This window comes from Stutzerimonas balearica DSM 6083 (assembly GCF_000818015.1).
Taxonomy (GTDB): domain Bacteria; phylum Pseudomonadota; class Gammaproteobacteria; order Pseudomonadales; family Pseudomonadaceae; genus Stutzerimonas; species Stutzerimonas balearica.
Genome location: NZ_CP007511.1, coordinates 3,946,913 through 3,965,459, shown reverse-complemented (window position 1 = coordinate 3,965,459; position 18,547 = coordinate 3,946,913). Strand labels below are relative to the sequence as shown.

15 protein-coding genes are annotated in these 18,547 nt (G+C 65.9%); 9 read left to right on the top strand and 6 right to left on the bottom strand.

Translation table 11 applies throughout. The features are described from left to right. Both CL52_RS18415 and CL52_RS18410 read left to right on the top strand, forming a co-directional pair. Nucleotides 1-1,770, top strand: coding sequence for a sodium:solute symporter family protein (locus CL52_RS18415; RefSeq protein ID WP_041108291.1), 1,770 nt, complete (start codon nucleotides 1-3; stop codon nucleotides 1,768-1,770). 101 nt (nucleotides 1,771-1,871) lie between these two features. Next, complete coding sequence (locus CL52_RS18410; RefSeq protein ID WP_043222329.1) at nucleotides 1,872-2,393, top strand: hypothetical protein; 522 nt, start codon at nucleotides 1,872-1,874, stop codon at nucleotides 2,391-2,393. 136 nt (nucleotides 2,394-2,529) lie between these two features. Here CL52_RS18410 and CL52_RS18405 read toward each other — a convergent pair whose 3' ends face one another. The 3 genes from CL52_RS18405 to CL52_RS18395 all read right to left on the bottom strand — a co-directional run bounded on the left by CL52_RS18405 (nucleotide 2,530) and on the right by CL52_RS18395 (nucleotide 7,523). Continuing rightward, nucleotides 2,530-3,237, bottom strand: coding sequence for a 3'-5' exonuclease (locus tag CL52_RS18405; RefSeq protein WP_041108287.1), 708 nt, complete (start codon nucleotides 3,235-3,237; stop codon nucleotides 2,530-2,532). Next, the gene (locus CL52_RS18400) at nucleotides 3,234-5,168 is read right to left on the bottom strand and encodes a putative nucleotidyltransferase substrate binding domain-containing protein (RefSeq protein WP_043222326.1); all 1,935 of its coding nucleotides are present in this window, start codon (nucleotides 5,166-5,168) and stop codon (nucleotides 3,234-3,236) included. The genes CL52_RS18405 and CL52_RS18400 overlap by 4 nt, the downstream gene beginning before the upstream one ends. Before the next feature lie 174 nt (nucleotides 5,169-5,342). Beyond that, a complete protein-coding gene (locus tag CL52_RS18395) occupies nucleotides 5,343-7,523 on the bottom strand; it encodes a malate synthase G (RefSeq protein ID WP_043222324.1) in 2,181 nt (726 codons plus the stop codon). Between the two features lie 179 nt (nucleotides 7,524-7,702). On the opposite strand from CL52_RS18395, the gene CL52_RS18390 reads away from it, so the two are divergent. Further along, complete coding sequence (locus tag CL52_RS18390; RefSeq protein ID WP_043222322.1) at nucleotides 7,703-8,221, top strand: glycine cleavage system transcriptional repressor; 519 nt, start codon at nucleotides 7,703-7,705, stop codon at nucleotides 8,219-8,221. Here CL52_RS18390 and rarD read toward each other — a convergent pair. Then, nucleotides 8,199-9,107 (bottom strand): EamA family transporter RarD, encoded by a 909-nt coding sequence (gene rarD, locus CL52_RS18385; RefSeq protein WP_043222320.1) that lies wholly within the window; start codon nucleotides 9,105-9,107, stop codon nucleotides 8,199-8,201. The genes CL52_RS18390 and rarD overlap by 23 nt on opposite strands. 192 nt (nucleotides 9,108-9,299) lie before the next feature. Here rarD and CL52_RS18380 point away from each other — a divergent pair, with 192 nt between their 5' ends. After that, nucleotides 9,300-10,067 (top strand): SDR family NAD(P)-dependent oxidoreductase, encoded by a 768-nt coding sequence (locus CL52_RS18380; protein ID WP_043222317.1) that lies wholly within the window; start codon nucleotides 9,300-9,302, stop codon nucleotides 10,065-10,067. Next, nucleotides 10,064-11,680, top strand: coding sequence for an alpha,alpha-trehalase TreF (gene treF, locus CL52_RS18375; protein ID WP_041108275.1), 1,617 nt, complete (start codon nucleotides 10,064-10,066; stop codon nucleotides 11,678-11,680). The genes CL52_RS18380 and treF overlap by 4 nt, the downstream gene beginning before the upstream one ends. On the opposite strand, the gene CL52_RS18370 is transcribed toward treF, so the two are convergent. Continuing rightward, nucleotides 11,665-12,588, bottom strand: a complete 924-nt coding sequence (locus CL52_RS18370) for an EamA family transporter (RefSeq protein WP_043222315.1) — start codon at nucleotides 12,586-12,588, stop codon at nucleotides 11,665-11,667. The two genes, treF and CL52_RS18370, sit on opposite strands and share 16 nt — an antisense overlap. A gap of 63 nt (nucleotides 12,589-12,651) precedes the next feature. Next, nucleotides 12,652-13,161 (bottom strand): LEA/WHy family protein, encoded by a 510-nt coding sequence (locus CL52_RS18365; RefSeq protein ID WP_043222313.1) that lies wholly within the window; start codon nucleotides 13,159-13,161, stop codon nucleotides 12,652-12,654. A 127-nt stretch (nucleotides 13,162-13,288) separates the two neighbouring features. Between CL52_RS18365 and CL52_RS18360 the strand changes: the two genes are divergently transcribed. From CL52_RS18360 to CL52_RS18345, 4 genes are all read left to right on the top strand, one after another. Beyond that, nucleotides 13,289-14,122: an MBL fold metallo-hydrolase gene (locus CL52_RS18360; protein ID WP_041108269.1), complete on the top strand. Its 834-nt coding sequence runs from the start codon at nucleotides 13,289-13,291 to the stop codon at nucleotides 14,120-14,122. Further along, the gene (locus CL52_RS18355; RefSeq protein ID WP_043222310.1) at nucleotides 14,119-14,301 is read left to right on the top strand and encodes a hypothetical protein; all 183 of its coding nucleotides are present in this window, start codon (nucleotides 14,119-14,121) and stop codon (nucleotides 14,299-14,301) included. Before CL52_RS18360 ends, CL52_RS18355 begins: the two co-directional genes overlap by 4 nt. 335 nt (nucleotides 14,302-14,636) lie before the next feature. After that, nucleotides 14,637-14,795, top strand: a complete 159-nt coding sequence (locus tag CL52_RS20900; protein ID WP_041108265.1) for a YqaE/Pmp3 family membrane protein — start codon at nucleotides 14,637-14,639, stop codon at nucleotides 14,793-14,795. A gap of 247 nt (nucleotides 14,796-15,042) precedes the next feature. Next, nucleotides 15,043-18,546: a response regulator gene (locus CL52_RS18345; RefSeq protein ID WP_043222308.1), complete on the top strand. Its 3,504-nt coding sequence runs from the start codon at nucleotides 15,043-15,045 to the stop codon at nucleotides 18,544-18,546. The last annotated feature ends 1 nt before the right edge of the window (nucleotide 18,547 follow it).

The window sequence follows — 18,547 nt, the reverse complement described above, 5'->3', positions numbered from 1 at the left end:
ATGAGCCAATATTGGATCAACATGCTGTTCGTGGGCGCCTCGTTCCTGCTGTACATCGGGATCGCGGTCTGGGCTCGCGCCGGTTCGACTAAAGAGTTCTACGTCGCCGGTGGTGGCGTTCACCCCGTAACCAACGGAATGGCGACCGCAGCAGACTGGATGTCTGCGGCCTCCTTCATCTCCATGGCCGGTCTGATCGCCTCCGGCGGTTATGCCACTTCCGTCTACCTGATGGGCTGGACCGGTGGCTACGTGCTGCTGGCCATGCTGCTGGCGCCCTACCTGCGCAAGTTCGGCAAGTTCACCGTCCCGGACTTCATCGGCGACCGTTTCTACAGCCGTGGCGCCCGTCTGGTCGCCGTGATCTGTCTGATCCTGATCTCCGTGACCTACGTAATCGGCCAGATGGCTGGTGCCGGTGTGGCCTTCTCGCGCTTCCTGGAAGTCAGCAACTCCGCTGGTATCTGGATCGCGGCGGCAATCGTGTTCGCCTACGCGGTATTCGGCGGCATGAAGGGCATCACCTACACCCAGGTAGCTCAGTACATCGTTCTGATCATCGCCTACACCATCCCGGCGGTGTTCATTGCCATGCAGCTGACTGGCAACCCGATCCCGATGTTCGGCATGTTCGGCACGCACACCGAGTCCGGTATGCCGCTGCTGCAGAAGCTGAACGAAGTCGTCGTCGATCTGGGCTTCTCCGCCTACACCGCTGACGTCGACAACAAGCTGAACATGTTCCTGTTCACCCTGTCGCTGATGATCGGTACTGCCGGTCTGCCGCACGTGATCATCCGCTTCTTCACCGTACCGAAGGTGGCTGATGCTCGTTGGTCCGCTGGCTGGACGCTGATCTTCATCGCCCTGCTGTACCTCACCGCTCCGGCCGTGGCCTCCATGGCGCGCCTGAACCTGGTCAACACCATCTATCCGGAAGGCCCGCAGGCCGAGGCGATTCGCTATGAAGATCGTCCGCAGTGGGTGCAGACCTGGGAACAGACCGGCCTGATCAAGTGGGAAGACAAGAACGCCGACGGCCGTGTACAGATGTACAACGACGCCAACGCCGCCTTTACCCCGACCGCTCAGGAGCGTGGCTGGAACGGCAACGAGCTGACCGTGAACAATGACATCATCGTTCTGGCCAACCCGGAAATCGCCAACCTGCCGAGCTGGGTCATCGGTCTGATCGCCGCGGGTGCCATTGCCGCTGCACTGTCCACCGCTGCCGGTCTGCTGCTGGCCATCTCCTCGGCCATCAGTCATGACCTGATCAAGACCCTCATCAATCCGAAGATCAGCGAGAAGAACGAGATGCTGGCGGCCCGTCTGTCCATGACTGCCGCTATTCTCCTGGCCACCTACCTGGGTCTGAACCCACCGGGCTTCGCGGCGCAGGTCGTGGCGCTGGCGTTCGGTCTGGCTGCATCGAGCCTGTTCCCGGCTCTGATGATGGGTATCTTCTCCAAGCGCGTGAACAGCAAGGGTGCCGTCGCCGGTATGGTGGTCGGTGTGGTAAGTACCGCCGTGTACATCTTCCTGTACCTGGGCTGGTTCTTCATCCCTGGCACCAACAGCCTGGCCAACACGCCTGATCAGTGGTGGATGGGTATCTCTCCGCAGGCCTTCGGTGCCGTCGGTGCGATCCTGAACTTCGCTGTAGCCTATGTCGTATCCATGGCTACCGAGGCTCCGCCGAAGGAGATCCAGGATCTGGTCGAGAGCGTACGTACGCCCAAGGGCGCTGGTGCGGCTGTCAGCCACTAAGCGATAATCCAAGCCGACGTCAGATGCTGCATCTGACCCCCGGTTGAAAGACAAGTCGGGCTTCCTATTGGAAGCCCGATTTTTTTGAAAGGAAGTTGCGTATGTTCTGGCATCTCATTGCTGCGGTCGTCGCTGCCTTCTCGGGTGCGGGGATTGCGCTCCTGTTGCGTACGCTGACTCGCAAGCGTCTGCCGAAGTGGATCATTCCGGCGTTCGCCGGGCTGGGTATGTTCACGTACACGATCTATTACGAGTACACCTGGTTCGGAGCCACCCAGGCGCGCCTGCCGGCCGGCTCGGTCGTGGTCGCCGAGGAAAAGGGCAGCATGTTGTGGCGCCCCTGGACGCTACTGTTCCCCATGCCGCTGGGCTACACGGTGCTCGATGGCGCCAACGCCCAGGTACAGGACACCCCGCAGGGTCGCGTGGGCCGCTTCGTCCTGTATCGCTTCGAAAAGCGGAGCCTGATCGCCACGGTGACAAGTGACAAGTACCAGCTGATCTGCGCCGAGAAGGCCATGTTCCGGCTTAACAACGAAGGCCAGGCAAAGATGGAGAGCCTGACCGAACTGCAGGCCGATGATCCGCTCTACCAGGCGATCTGCGCGGGCGACCGGCCCTAGCGACAGGCCTGTTCCCCCTCCCTGACGCGACGCGCGAGTCGGCCGCCTTGGCCCGACTCGAGGCGGCTGCAGCCAGCCAGTATCAAACGCTTGCGCTGCTTGCCGGCATCACCGCGACATCGATGGCCCAGCGCGCTCAGAACGAGTGCAACGCCGCCTTGCGCGAACGCTGCCAGCACCGGAGGCGATGCGCCAGGTCATCCATCGACTCGAGCCCCATGCGCCGTGCGCGATTCATCAGGATCAGCGCGATCTGCGCTGTGGCCATGGCGTCGGCGGCGGCGTGGTGGCGCTGCGGAATGTCGATGTGGAAGTAATCCAGCCAATGGTCCAGCCCGCCGCGGTGAATCATGGCGTGGGAGAACAGCATCGGGGCCAGGTCGGCCACATCGAGAAAGGCATTCTTGAGGGTGAAACCGAGGTCCTTTTTCAGCGCGCGGGCGAGCATGCGCTGGTCGAAGGGCGCATGGAAGGCGAGGATCACGCTGTCGCCGGCAAACTCCATGAAGCTGAGCAGCGCCTCGGCGGGTGGCAGCCCCCTGGCCAGCTCGCTGGGCGCAATGCCATGGATCAGCACGCTCTCGGTGACCTTGACCTGGCGGTTGAGCGTGCACTCGAACTGCTGCGAGAAATCGATGGCACCGTTCTCGATGACGACCGCACCGATGGAAATGACCAGATCACGCTTGAGGTGCAGCCCGGTGGTTTCCAGGTCGAGCACGACCATCCGCTGCTTTGTCAGGGCCACCGGGCCGATGGGCGCCGGCTGCTTCAAGGCCGCCAGCCGTTCCTGCTGGTCGAGCGTGAGTTTCGGACCGCGAGGCTGGAACCAGGTCATTTTCATAACAGGTAACGCAGCGCCAGGCTGGCCTGCAAGCGCTGCGCCTGGCGGAAGGATTCGCGCAGGATCCGCCGATCAAGGGCGTTGAGCGTGTCGGGATCGAGCCGGTTGGAATAGCTCGCGCCATCGCGCGCCTGCTGCTGATGATGCTGCATGCGGGTCTGCTGGATGAAGTGGTAGGCCTCTTCGTAGGCCGCGCCGTCCTTCTCCTCGATGATGCCCTTCTCGGCGAGCTGGTGCAGACGGTCGAGGGTGTTGCACGCATCGATCCCGTTGGCCAGCGCCAGTAGCCGGGCGCCATCGACGAACGGCGTTAGCCCCTGCACCTTGAGGTCGAGCGTGGCCTTGCCGTCGCCCTTGCGGGTGACGACGAAGTCACGGAAGCGGCCCACCGGGGGGCGGTGGCGCAAGGCATTCTCGGCCATCATGCGTTGGAACAGGCGGTTGTCGGCGATCTCCTCGAGCAGGTCGCGGCGCAGCTGCTCGCAGCCGTCCTCCGGCCCCCAGACGGCGCGCAGGTCGAAGAAGATGGTGCTGCTGAGCAGGTTCTCCGGGGTCGCCTCGCGGATGAACGAGCTGAACCGGCGCCCCCATTCCTGGCGTGACAGGCACAGCTCCGGGTTGCTGGCCATGATGTTGCCCTTGCACAGGGTGAAGCCGCAGGTATCCAGGTCGCGGTTGATGCGCTCGGCCAGCGGCAGCAGCCTGCCGCGGATCAGCGCCGCTTCGGCGGCGTCGCTGGCTTCGAAGAGCATGCCGTTGTCCTGGTCGGTATGCAGCGTCTGTTCGCGCCGCCCCTCGCTGCCGAAGCACAGCCAGGTGAACTCGATGCCCGGATCGCCCAGCTGTTCGATGGCCAGCTCGATCACCCGGCTGACGGTATGGTCGTTGAGCAGGGTGATGATATGAGTGATCTGTGTGGACGAGGCGCCGTGCGCCAGCATGTTGTCGACCAGTTGCTTGATGCGGCTGCGGATAAGTACCAGCGACTCGACCCGATCGGCATGGCGGATGGTCTGCGCCAGGTGCACCAGGTCGACGCGCTGCAGCGAGAACAGGTCGCGCTCGGAGATCACGCCGCAGAGCAGGCCGTTCTTCACCACGCAGACGTGCGCGATATGCCGCTCGGTCATGGCGATCGCCGCATCGAAGGCGGTAGCGTCCGGCGGCAGGTGGAACGGCTCCTGGGTCATGAACGCCGAGATCGGCTGGTCCAGATCGCCTTGCTGCGAGCCGATCACCCGGCGCAGATCGCGCAAGGTGAAGATGCCCAGCGGATGTTTCTCGTCATCGACGATGACGATACTGCCGACATTCTCCGCATGCATCAGCCCGACCGCTTCGCGCAAAGGCAAGGCCGGCGCGCAGGATACCGGATGATGACGGGCCAGCTCGCCGATCGCCGTCTCCAGCGAGTACTGCTCGCCCAGGCTCTCGACGGCGCGCATCTGCGCCTGCTGGTTGACCAGGTCGAGCAGGCTGCTCACCCCGCGCATGGCGAAGTCACGGAACACGTCGGAGGTCGATACCAGCTTGACGAAGGCCGGCTTGCTCAGCAGCAGGCAAAAGGTGTCTTCGGCGGCCAGGTGGGCGGTGCGGGTGGCGCGCTCGCCCATCAGCGCAGCCATGGGGAAGCATTCGCCGACGGTGACCTCGAAGGTCGTTTCGGTGCCACGCTTGGCCGTGTGCGGCCGCTGCCCATGCACGCGGCCCTGCTTGACGATGTAGAAGTATTCGACCACGCCATCATCGGGGGCGATGATGCAGTCGCCTTCGGCGTAAAAGCGCAGTTCGCAGTTCTCCACGAGGTAGGCGAGATGCGGTGCCTCCATCTGGTCGAACGGAGGGTACTTGCGCAGGAACTCCATCGTCCCGTGGACGTTCTGCAGGACCGCGGTCTTTCCGGCCTCGGCGAAGGCATCGGCTTTACTCATGGTTTGCTTCCACTTTTTGTCCATGTTCGGCTGCGGCCCGGCCCGGGCACATTGGACGTAAGTCTAGTCGCCCGTTGGCGGCGCCAGCCTGATCGGAGTCAGTGCGAAGTGCATTGCGTCGGCCCATAAAAAAACCGCCCCGAAGGGCGGTTCTTTCTGCAGCGGCTAGGCGAGTTACAGGCCGTTCTTGGCCTTGAACTCGCGGCGGCGGCGGTGCAGCACCGGCTCGGTGTAGCCGTTGGGCTGCTTGGTGCCTTCGAGGACCAGCTCCAGGGCAGCCTGGAAGGCCACGCTGTTGTCGAAGTCCGGCGCCATCGGGCGGTACAGCGGGTCGCCCTGGTTCTGACGATCGACCACCGGCGCCATGCGCTTGAGGCTTTCGATCACCTGATCCTTCGTCACCACGCCATGGCGCATCCAGTTGGCCACGTGCTGGCTGGAGATGCGCAGGGTGGCGCGGTCTTCCATCAGCGCGATGTCGTTGATGTCCGGAACCTTGGAGCAGCCGACGCCCTGTTCGACCCAGCGAACCATGTAGCCGAGGATGCCCTGCGAGTTGTTGTCCAGCTCGTTGCGCTTTTCTTCCTCGCTCCAGTTGGTGTCTTTTGCCAGCGGGATGGTGAGGATGTCGTCGATCGATGCCTTCTCGCGCTTGGCCAGTTCGGCCTGACGCGCCTGCACGTCGACCTTGTGGTAGTGCATGGCGTGCAGGGTCGCGGCGGTCGGCGACGGGACCCAGGCGGTGTTGGCACCGGCCAGCGGGTGGCCGACCTTCTGCTCGAGCATCGCGGCCATCAGGTCAGGCATGGCCCACATGCCCTTGCCGATCTGCGCGCGGCCCTTGAGGCCACAGGCCAGGCCGACGTCGACGTTGTTGTTCTCGTAGGCGCTGATCCACTTCTCGCCCTTCATCGCCGCCTTGCGCACCATCGGGCCGGCTTCCATGGAGGTGTGGATTTCGTCGCCGGTGCGGTCGAGGAAACCGGTGTTGATGAACACCACGCGCTCGCGCGCTTCCTTGATGCACGCCTTGAGGTTGATCGTGGTGCGACGCTCCTCGTCCATGATGCCCATCTTCAGCGTGTTGCGCGCCAGGCCGAGGACGTCCTCGACGCGGCCGAACAGTTCGCTGGCGAAGGCCACTTCTTCCGGACCGTGCATCTTCGGCTTGACGATGTACATCGAGCCGGTGCGGGTGTTCTTGCGGGTGGTGTTGCCCTTGAGGTTGTGCACCGCGATCAGGCTGGTGAACAGGCCGTCCATGATGCCTTCGGGCACTTCGTTGCCGTCCTTGTCGAGGATGGCATCGTTGGTCATCAGGTGGCCGACGTTACGGATGAACAGCAGCGAGCGGCCATGCAGGGTCAGCTCGCCCTGGCCGTCGGCCTTGGTGTAGACGCGGTCCGGGTTCATCGCGCGGGTGATGCGCTTGCCGCCCTTTTCCAGCTCCTCGACCAGGTCGCCCTTCATCAGGCCGAGCCAGTTGCGGTAGACGACCGTCTTGTCGTCGGCATCGACGGCGGCGATGGAGTCTTCGCAGTCCATGATGGTGGTCAGCGCCGCTTCCATCAGGACGTCCTTCACGCCGGCCGCGTCGGTCTGGCCGATCGGGCTTGCCGGGTCGATCTGGATTTCGAAGTGGATGCCGTTGTTCTTCAGCAGCACGGCCTGCGGGGCGCTGCTATCGCCCTGGAAGCCCTGCAGCTGCGCCGGGTTCTTCAGGCCGGTGGTGCTGCCATCCTTCAGCGAAACGACCAGCTTGCCCGCTTCGATGCGGTAGCCGGTGGAGTCGACGTGCGAGCCGCTTTCCAGCGGCGCGGCTTCATCGAGGAAGGCGCGGGCGTAGGCGATGACCTTGTTGCCGCGGATCTCGTTGTAGCCCGGGCCCTTGGTCGCGCCGTCTTCCTCGGAGATGGCGTCGGTGCCGTACAGGGCATCGTACAGCGAGCCCCAGCGCGCGTTGGCCGCGTTCAGGGCGAAGCGCGCGTTCATGATCGGCACCACCAGCTGCGGGCCGGCCATGTGGGCGATCTCTTCGTCGACGTTCTCGGTGGTGGCCTGGAAGTCCTCGGCCTCGGGCAGCAGATAGCCGATCTCCTGGAGGAAGGCCTTGTAGGCGGCGGCATCGTGGGCCTGGCCGGCGCGGGCCTGGTGCCAGGCGTCGATCTTGGCCTGCAGTTCGTCACGCTTGGCGAGCAGGGCGCGGTTCTTCGGGGCCAGGTCGTGGATGACGCGGTCGGCGCCGGACCAGAAGGCGGCGGCATCGATGCCGGTACCGGGAATCGCTTCGTTGTTCACGAAGTCGTACAGGACTTTGGCGACCTGCAGGCCACCGACTTGAACGCGCTCAGTCATTACTCGCCTCTCTTGGTTCTTTTATCCAAACGGACAAAACATTTCTTGTAGTCCGGGTCGGCGGATACTACATGAAGCCGCTGCGAAAAGCAGTCCGCCGTCGGTAGCGCAACGCCCGGCCAGGCGCGCTGGGCTGCTATACCTATGAGGCCCTTTTTTCCCGAGCCAAGGAGCCCCCGATGGACCATCTCGTGCTTACCGTCATCGCCCAGGATCAGCCCGGACTCGTCGAGCGCCTGGCGCAGTGCGTCGCCGCTCACGGTGGCAACTGGCTGGAGAGCCGTATGTCGCGCATGGCCGGGCAGTTCGCCGGCATTCTGCGCGTGGCCGTGCCGCCGGAAGCGCACGCCGACCTCAGTGCGGCGCTGCAGGCGCTGCAGGCGCAGGGCATTCGCGTGCTGCTGGCGCCCAGCGGCACGGAGCCGGCCCCCGGCTGGCAGCAGATTCAGCTGGAACTGGTCGGCAACGACCGCCCGGGCATCGTGCGCGACATCACTCGCCTGCTGGCCGAACACGGCGTCAACCTGGAAAGCCTGGACACCGATGTGCTGCCGGCGCCAATGAGCAGCGAACTGCTGTTCCACGCCGACGCCCGGCTGGCGGTGCCGCCGGGGCTGGCGCTGGATCAGCTGCAGCAGCGCCTCGAGACCCTTGCCGACGACCTGATGGTCGAGCTCAGCCTGCAGCCGGCCGAGTGACCGGCGCCCGGCGCATCAGCCGCCAGGTGTCGATGCTGTAGACGGCGAGCCCGGTCCAGATGAAGAAGAACGCCACCTGGCGTTCGGCCGGGAACGGCTCGTCGAACAGCTGCACGGCGAGAATCAGCAGCAAGGTCGGGGTGATGTACTGCAGGAAGCCCAGCGTCGAGTAGGGCAGGTGGCGCGCCGCGGCGTTGAAGCACAGCAGCGGCACCAGGGTCACCGGTCCGGCAGCCATCAGCCAGAGCGCTTCGGGCGTGGTCCAGAAGGCCGGCTCGGTGCTCGGCCCGCTGCCGAACAGCAGCAGCCAGCCGAGCGCCACCGGCAATAGCAGCCAGGTCTCGACCACCAGCCCCGGCAGCGCCGCCACCGGCGCCTGCTTGCGCAGCAGACCATAGGTGCCGAAGCTCAGCGCCAGTGCCATGGAAACCCAGGGAAACTCGCCCAGGCGCAGTAGTTGCAGACAGACTCCGGTGGCGGCCAGGCCGACCGCCACCCACTGCAACGGGCGCAGGCGCTCGCGCAGGATCGCCAGCCCGAGCAGCACGTTGACCAGCGGATTGATGTAGTAGCCCAGACTGGCCTCGACCATGTGGCCATGGTTGACCGCCCAAACATAAATCAGCCAGTTGGTGGCGATCAGCAGGCTGGAGATCGCCAGTACGCCGATGCGCCGTGGATGCTCGAGCAGCTCGCGCAGCCAGCCGGGGTGGCGCCAGAGCAGCAGCACCAGGGTGCCGAACAGCGCCGACCAGATCGCCCGCTGGGTGACGATCTCCAGTGCGGCGAAGCGCTCGATGGACTTGAAGTACAGCGGGAACATGCCCCAGATGCCGAAGGTGACGAGCCCCAGCAGGTAGCCTTTACGCAGATCGGCGGTTGCCATGAGAGCCTTCTCGGGCAGCGGAAAAGCCGTTCATTGTGCGCCTTTGTCGCAGGCGGAGGAAGCGTCCGCCGGCAAACACCGGCGGCCCCGACACGCTGTCGAACCCCTGCGGCGCGGTTCGACGGAACGCCGGGCTGGTCGCGCTCGTCTCACCTTCATCATTCACTCGTCCGACAGGCCTGGAGATAGACCATGACCCTCGAGAACAGAGTCGCGCTGGTGACCGGCAGCACCCAGGGCATCGGCCGCGGTATCGCGATACGGCTGGCGCAGGCCGGTGCAGACGTGGTGATCAACGGCCGCGACGATGACGAGGATGCACGTGAAAGCGCCGAGCGGGTGCGTGCCGAGGGCCGTCGCGCCTGCGTGCTGGCTGCCGATGTGGCTGACGCCGAGCAGTGCCGCTGGCTGATCCGCGAAGCGGTGGCGCAGATGCGCCGGCTGGACATCCTGGTCAACAATGCCGGCATCCAGAGGCATGCGCCCTTCCTCGAGGCCAGCGAAAGCGACTTCGACCAGGTGCTCGGGGTGAACCTGCGCGGGCCGTTCTTTCTGTCCCAGGCGTTCGCCCGGCACGTGCGCGAGGTCGGCCATGGCGGGCGCATCATCAACAACAGTTCGGTTCACGAAGAGCTGCCGCACCCGAACTTCAGCAGCTATTGCGCGAGCAAGGGCGGGCTGAAAATGCTCATGCGCAACCTCGCGGTCGAACTGGCGCCGCTGGGCATTACCGTCAACAACATCGCTCCGGGCGCCATCGAAACACCGATCAACAGCGCGTTGATGCAGCAGCCGGAGAAACTCGCCGGCCTGCTCGACAACATCCCTGCGCGGCGGCTCGGACAGCCGCGAGACGTGGCCGGCGCGGTAGCCTTTCTGGCCTCGCCCGAAGCCGACTACATCACCGGGGCTACACTGGTGATCGATGGCGGCCTGCTTTGGAATTACAGCGAGCAATGACCGAAAGCGATTCCTCTCACCCCTTCGCCCATGATCTCTCGACGGTCTCGGCGGCCGACACGCTGTCGCCGGCCGATCGTTACCAGGAGCTGTTCGTCGCCGTGCAGATGCAGCGGGTCTTCGCCGACAGCAAGACCTTCGTCGACTGCGCACCGCGGCGTCACCCGGAGGAGATTCTCGAGGACTATCGCGCCTGTACCGGCACACCGGGCTTCGACCTGGCGCGCTTCGTCGCCGAGAACTTCAGCCTCTACCAGTTGCCGCACAAGGCTTTTGTCGCCAACCCGGACGACAGCCTGAGCGAACACATCGACCGCCTCTGGCCGGTGCTGACCCGCCATCCGCGCGAACATCCGCCGTACTCCTCGCTGCTGCCCTTGCCCTACGACTATGTGGTGCCCGGCGGCCGCTTCACCGAGCTGTACTACTGGGACTCGTACTTCACCATGCTCGGCCTGGACGAAAGCGGGCATTGCGAGCTGCTGCGCGCCATGGCGGACAACTTCGCCTACCTGATCGACACCTACGGCCATGTGCCCAACGGCAACCGCACCTATTACCTGGGGCGTTCGCAACCACCGGTGTTCGCGCTGATGACCGACCTCTTCGAGGAAACCGGCGTGCACCGCGCCAGCAACTACCTGCCGCAGCTGCGCAAGGAGCACGCCTTCTGGATGCACGGCGGCGAGGGGCTGCAGCCCGGCCAGGCGCACCGGCGCTGCGTGCGGCTGGCCGACGGCAGCCTGCTCAACCGCTACTGGGACGAACGCGACACGCCGCGCGAGGAGTCCTACCGCGAGGACGTGGAAACCGCGGGTCGCTCCGCTCGCCCGCACTACGAGGTCTACCGCGATCTGCGGGCCGGCGCCGAGTCGGGCTGGGATTTCTCCTCGCGCTGGCTCGACGACCCTTACCGGCTCGACAGCATCCGCACCACCTGCATCCTGCCCGTGGACCTCAATGCCTTTCTCTACAAGCTCGAACGGCAGATCGCCCGCCTCAGCGCGGTACGCGGCCAGCATGCCTGCGCCGAGGTGTTCGCCACACAGGCCGAGACGCGCCGCCAGGCGATGGATCGCTACCTCTGGAGCGACACCCGCGGGGCCTATTTCGACTATGACTGGGTGCGTCGGCAGCCGCGCGACAACCTGACCGCCGCCACGCTGGTGCCGCTGTTCGTCGAGCTGGCCAATGGGCACCAGGCGGCGCGGGTGGCTGACATCGTGCGGCAGCGCCTGCTGGCGCCGGGCGGTCTGCGCACTACCGAGGTGCTCGGTAGCGGCGAGCAGTGGGACAGCCCCAACGGCTGGGCGCCGCTGCAATGGATGGCCATCCGCGGGCTGCAGCGCTACGGCCACCAGTCGCTGGCGCTGGACATCGAGCAGCGCTGGCTGACGATCGTCAGCCACCTGTTCGAACGCGAGAACAAACTGGTGGAGAAATATGTGCTGCGCCCCTGTACCGAACATGCCGGCGGCGGCGAATACCCCCTGCAGGACGGCTTTGGCTGGACCAACGGCGTGACCCGCAAGCTCATGCAGGAAGACCCGCTGCACCGGGCCAACCGCTGCCGCGCAGGGCGCTGCGAACTCGACGATCAGCCGCGGCGGTAGGTCAGCAGGACGATGGCGCACACCACGATCAACCCGCCGACGAGCTGGATCGGCTCCAGCGCCTGCCCCAGCAGCAGCCAGCCGAGCAGCAGCGTGGCCAGCGGCTCGACATTCAGGGCTGGCGCGTTGGCTGGCATGTCCAGCCGCGGCATGCTGACGAAAAGGGTGGTGAAACCGGTGCCGTAAAGCACCACCAGCGCCGCCAGGCCGTACCAGCCGGCCGGCTCGCGCGGCAGAGTCAGGCCGCCGGGCAGCAGTTCGACGGCACCGGCGAGGCTGGCGGCAATGAACACCACCAGCATGGTCAGCATGCTGCGCACCGGGCCGCGCACTGCCGAGAGCTTGCGGTCGGTGACCCAGAGCGCGCTGGCGAAGGCCAGCGCGGCGCAGAAGGCCAGCAGCACGCCCGGCAGCCAGCCGGCCTCGGTGGGCTGCGCGCCGAGCACCCGCCCGGGCACGTCGAGCACCAGCAGCAGGCCGAAGACGATCAGGCTCATCAACGAGAGCGTCCGCGCGGTTGGCCGCGGCCCGCCGAGCAGCCAGCTCAGCAGCGCCAGCAGCAAGGGGAAGACGTTCGCCACCAGCAGCGCCACCGCGACCGGGATGCGCGCTACCGCCGAGTACAGGCAAAGGCTCTGCAGCGCGATGAGCAGGCCCAGCAGCAACTGCCAGCGCGCGGTGGCTCCCGGCAGACGCAGCGGTTCGCGGCGCGACAGCACGATGATCGCCAGCACCAGCAGGGTGCCGCCGGAGCGCAGCATCACCGCCAGCAGCACGCCGGCGCCATGGTCGAACGCCAGCCGGGCGGCGACATGGTTGGCGCCGAGGATGCAGCCCAGGCACAGCAGCAGGCCGACGGCCAGATGGCGCGGTAGCGGTACGACGGAGGGGGAGCCGGGCAGGGACATGGGTCTCTCGTGGCTGGGCAGAAAAAAAGCCGACGTCAGCCGGCCCGTGTCAGTGGACGCCGGTCAGGGACGTACGTAGGGATTGCCGGCGATTGGCGAGAGATCCAGTCGGCCCTTCTCGACGAAGCGCTGCGTGCCGAACAGGCCGCCGGCGAGCTTGCCGCGCAGTACGTAGGGGACTTCGTCCATGCCGATATGCTCGGCCAGGCCGAGTGCCTGGCGCGCCACGGAAAACGCCGAGATGCTCACCGGCACCTGCAGCAGCGCTTCGCCGAAACGCGGCACCGTGCCCTGCTGGTCGCTCACCCCGCTGGCCAGGCTGCGGCCGTTGACCTCCAGCGACAATGCCACGCCGTTGTAGTCGATCGGCGTGGTGTTGGGGTTCTGCAGGCGCAGCTTGACCAGGAAGCGTACCTCCAGGCCTTCGCCCGGAAGTGGCTCGATGCCGGCGACCTGCACCGCCAGCGGGTCGCGCGCGGAGAACAGCGCGCAGGAGGTGAGCGACATTGCGAGCAGCAGAAGGGCCAGCAGCCGCAGCGGTGCCCGGCAGATGGCGGTGTGAATCGGCGGCATGCGGGTTCCTCGTGGCGAAGGGAGACAAGGATAGACGAGCGCGGCCGCTGGCCTGAACCCCCGGCGCGCTACTCTCTCTGAGTTAGAAGGCCAATTCGATCGCCAGTGCCAAGAGCAGGAGTCCGCGATGCGTATCCATCATCTGAACTGCGGTTGCATGTGCCCCCTCGGTGGCGCGTTGTTCGACGGTTTCAGCAAGGGGCTGACCGCCAGCCTGGTGTGTCACTGCCTGCTGATCGAAACCGACCATCACGGCCTGGTGCTGGTCGACACCGGCTTCGGCCGCTGCGACGTGCTCGAGCCGCGCCGGCGTCTGAGCGGCCTGTTCCGCGTGCTGAACAACATTCGCCTGGATCAGCGGCTGACCGCGATCGAGCAGGTCAGGCAGCTGGGCTTCGCCGCCGAGGATGTGCGCCACATTCTCCTGACCCACCTGGATTTCGACCACGCCGGCGGCCTGGAGGATTTTCCCGAGGCGCAGGTACACGTACTGCAGCGCGAGATCGATGCCGCCCGCGGCACTCACAGCTTTCTCGGCCATCGCCGCTATCGGCCTGCGCAATGGGATCAGGTCCGTCACTGGCAGTTCTACGAGCCCGGCGGTGATCTGTGGTTCGGTTTCCAGGCGGTGCGCCAGTTGCGCGGCCTGCCACCCGAGCTGGCGCTGATCCCGTTGACCGGCCATACCCACGGCCACGCCGGCGTCGCCGTGGATACCGGCGCGGGCTGGCTGCTGCATGCCGGCGACGCCTATTTCTATCGCGAGGAGGTCGGCCAGGCCGAGCCGCGCTGCACGCCCGGGCTGCGCTTGTACCAGCGCCTGATGGAGGTCGAGCGCACCGCACGGTTGGCCAACCAGAATCGCTTGCGCATGCTGTCGCTCGAGCACCGCGACGAGGTGCAGCTGTTCTGCAGCCACGATGCGCTGGAGTTGCAACGCATGCAGGCCAAGGCCTCTTGAGCGCGGCGCAGGTGATGCGCTGGGTGCGCTGGACCGGGCTGCTGGCCTGCTCGCTGGCAGCGCTCGGTTATCTGGCCCAGGGCCGCTACGATCTCGCCGGAGTGTTCGCGTCGCTCGCCGTGCTGTCGTGGATCAACATTCGCCGCAAGCGCGACGAGACCGGTGCCCGAAAGGAGTAGCACCGGCGACGTGCGACTTTCCGCCAATGGTCGTAGCCGCGGCCGTCTGGGACAGTGCGCGGGCCAGGCCTGCCTGGCGTGTCGGCGCTCACGAGGCGGCCGGCATCGGCGTCCGATTCGCTGCGATGTTGCAGTCGCTCGGCGTCTCTTCCTCTCGCGTCCATGACGCACAGACGGCTCACACAGCCGTTGCGGCCTGACGATCGCTGCCCATCGGTGGCGATCGCCGTTTCGCCGCTCTCCCGCTCCGCTGGTGGGTGGAACCCGCCGCCGCCCGGGCAGGTCGATTGTTGCGCAGGCTCCTGGCGAGCCGAATTCGACTGACGGAGACTCTGATGGACCTGATCCGCATCATCATCGCGATACTGCTGCCGCCGCTTGGCGTGTTCCTGCAGGTCGGCTTTGCCGGCGCGTTCTGGCTGAACATTCTGCTGACTTTGCTCGGCTACCTGCCGGGCATCATCCACGCGGTCTGGATCATCGCCCGCCGCTGAGGCCAGCGGCCGGTAACCGCCGGCCCGCTCGGGAAAAACCATCCGCACCCTGCAGTGGCGCTGCCCGGCAGGGTGCTTTTGTGCTCGGCCGGGTGGCCGTGTAAAGTCGAACGCTTTTCGCCGCGGAACCAAACGCGCGCGCAACACTCAAGAACAGGCCGGAAACGGAGCGCCATGATCGTGCCCACGCACGACGGCCGATGCAGGCTGCATCGGCTGGTGAAATGGCTGCCGGAAAGGAAACCAGATGAGCGATTCCTTCGTCGATCAGAGCAACTTCAAGCGCATCCTCAACCGCAACGTGACCGTTCCGCTGGGCTTCGGTTTTCTTAGCGCGTTTTTCTTCTGCGCCATCGTCTATTACCTGTTGAGCGTGAGTCATTGGGTCGAGCGTTCGGTGCAAGGCGTGGCCTACGCCCACGAGGCGCAGAAGATGCTCAACGACATCGAAGCCTCGATGCGCGGCTATCTGATCGCCGGCCAGGCGCCTTTCCTCGAGCCCTACCAGCGCGAACTGCCGCTGTTCGAGGAACAGCTGAACCTGATGCGCGACTATTCGAAGGACAACCCCGAGCAGCTGGCGCGCGTCGAGCGCATCGCGATGCTGCATGGGCAATGGCTGACCTTTTCCGAAGAGGTGATCGGCCGGCGCAGCCAGGGGCAGCCGGTGGTCGAGGCGGTGCAGAGCAAGCGCGGCCTGGAATTGAAGGAAGAACAGCGCCGCCTGCTCAATGATTTCATCGCCCGCGAGCGGCAGATCCGTGCCGACCGCACCGATGTCTCGGAGGTGGTGACCACCGCGCTGATCGGCGGTTTCCTGCTGTTCAGCCTGATCTTCAGCGGCCTGCTGGTGTATTCCGGGCGGCGCGACCTGCTGACGCTGTCACGGACCTATTCCGAGTCGCTGGAAAGACAGAAGGCCCATGCCGCCGACCTGGAGAAGCAAGCCTGGTATCGCACCGGCCAGTCGCAGCTCAGCGACGCGATCATCGGCGAGCTGACCCTGCCGGCGCTGGGCCAGGGCATTCTCACCTTTCTCTCGCGCTACCTGGAGGTGGCCGTCGGTGCGCTCTACGTTGTCCAGGATGGCAAGCTGCAGCGGGTCGCCGAATTCGCCTACGAGGCCGACCAGCTGGAGCGCAACCGGACGCTGGAGATGGGCGTCGGTCTGGTCGGTCAGGCCGCGCTGGAGCGGCGCCCGATCGCGCTCGAACAACTGCCGGCGGACTATCTGAAGGTGAACTCGGCGCTGGGCGCCACGGCGCCACGCTCGGTACTGATCGCCCCGGTCGAGGACAGCGGCATGCTCAATGCGGTGATCGAGCTCGGCTTCCTGCGCCCGCTGCGTGAGCAGGACTGCGAGCTGCTGCGGCGCATCGGCAGCAGCATCGGCTCGGCCATCGAGGCGGCGCGCTACCGCCAGCGCTTGCAGAAGGTGCTGGCCGAGACGCAGCAGCTCAATGAAGAGCTGCAGGTTCAGCAGGAGGAGCTGCGGGCGGCGAACGAGGAGCTCGAGGAGCAATCCAGCGCGTTGCGCGAGTCGCAGGCCCATCTCGAGGAGCAGCAGGCCGAGCTCGAGCAGACCAATGAGCAGCTGGCCGAGCAGGCCGACATCCTGGCTCGCCAGCGCGACGAGATGGACGAGAAGAACAACCGCCTGCGCGAGGCGCAGCTGATGCTCGAGGAGCGGGCCGAAGAGCTGCAGCGGGCCAGCCGCTACAAGTCCGAGTTTCTCGCCAACATGTCGCACGAGCTGCGCACGCCGCTGAACAGTTCGCTGATCCTTGCCAAGCTGCTGGCCGACAACCCCGAGGGCAACCTCAGCGACGATCAGGTGCAGTTCGCCCGTTCGATCTACTCGGCGGGCAACGACCTGCTGGCGCTGATCAACGACATCCTGGACATCGCCAAGGTCGAGGCCGGCAAGCTCGACGTGCATGCCGAACTGACCCTGCTGCCGCGCCTGGCCGACGGCCTGCGCAGCCTGTTCCTGGCGCAGGCGCTGGAGAAGTCTCTGGCGTTCGAGGTCACGCTGGCCGAAGGCCTGCCGGACGGCCTCTACACCGACCGGCAGCGGCTCGAACAGATACTCAAGAACCTCCTGGCCAACGCCTTCAAGTTCACCGAGCAGGGGCAGATCACCCTGCGGATCGCCCCGGCGGCCGGCGGCCAAGTGGCGTTCAGCGTCAGCGACACCGGCATTGGCATCCCGCCCGAGCAACAGGAAGCCATCTTCGAGGCCTTCCGCCAGGCCGACGGCACCACCAACCGGCGCTATGGCGGCACCGGCCTGGGCTTGTCGATCTCCCGCGAGCTGGCGCAGCTGCTCGGCGGCACCATCGAGGTGCAGAGCCAGCCCGGTGCCGGCAGCACCTTTACCCTGCTGCTGCCGGAACAGTACCAGCCGCGGGTCGGCGAGCAGCCGGAACAGGCGCCCGTGCCGCCGGCCCCCGCAGCGCCCGCGCGCCTGCCGATCAATCCCCCGGCGCCGGCGGCGGAACCTGCCATCCTGCCGCCACCGGTCAGCGAGGCGCTCGCCGACGACCGTGACGCCTATCCGTTCGACGGCCGGGCGGTACTGATCATCGAAGATGAGCCGCAGTTCGCCGGCATCCTGCGCGACCTGGCGCACGAACTCGGCTACAGCTGCCTGCTCGCGCAGAATGCCGATGCCGGCTTCGAGGCGGCCGAGCGCTACCGGCCCGACGCCATCCTGCTGGACATGCGTCTGCCGGACCATTCCGGGCTGACCGTGCTCGAGCGGCTCAAGGAAAATCCGGCGACCCGCCACATCCCGGTTCACGTGGTCTCGGTCGAGGACCGCAAGGAGGCGGCGATGCAGATGGGCGCGGTCGGCTATGCGCTCAAGCCGACCACCCGCGAGGAGCTCAAGGATGTGTTCGGCCGCCTGGAGGCCAAGCTGTCGCAGAAGGTCAAACGCATCCTGCTGGTCGAGGACGATGCCCGCCAGCGCGATAGCGTGTCGCGGCTGATCGAGGACGTGGACGTCGAGATCACCGCGGTGGAATTCGGCGCCCAGGCGCTGGAGCGGCTGCGCGATACGGTGTTCGACTGCATGATCATCGACCTCAAGCTGCCGGACATGGACGGCAGCGAACTGCTCGAGCGCATGGCCCGCGAGGAAATCTGCTCGTTCCCGCCGGTGATCGTCTATACCGGGCGTAACCTGACCCGCGACGAGGAGGCGGCGCTGCTCAAGTACTCGCGCTCGATCATCATCAAGGGCGCGCGCTCGCCGGAGCGCCTGCTCGACGAGGTCACGCTGTTCCTGCACAAGGTCGAGTCGGACATGCCGCCCGAGCGCCAGCGCATGCTCAAGAGCGCGCGCAGCCGCGAGAAGGCCTTCGAGGGCCGCAAGATCCTGGTGGTGGACGACGACGTGCGCAACGTCTTCGCCCTGACCAGCGCACTGGAGCAGAAGGGCGCACTGGTGGAAATCGCCCGCAATGGCCGCGAGGCCATCGACCGGCTGCAGCACGATGGCACCATCGACCTGGTGCTGATGGACATCATGATGCCGGAGATGGACGGCTTCGCGGCCACCGAGGAGATACGCAAGGACCCGCGGCTGGCCAAGCTGCCGATCATCGCGGTGACCGCCAAGGCGATGAAGGACGATCAGGACCGCTGTCTGCGCGCGGGTGCCAACGACTATCTGGCCAAACCGATCGACCTCGATCGGCTGTTTTCGCTGATCCGCGTCTGGCTGCCGAAGGTGGAGCTGCTCTGAA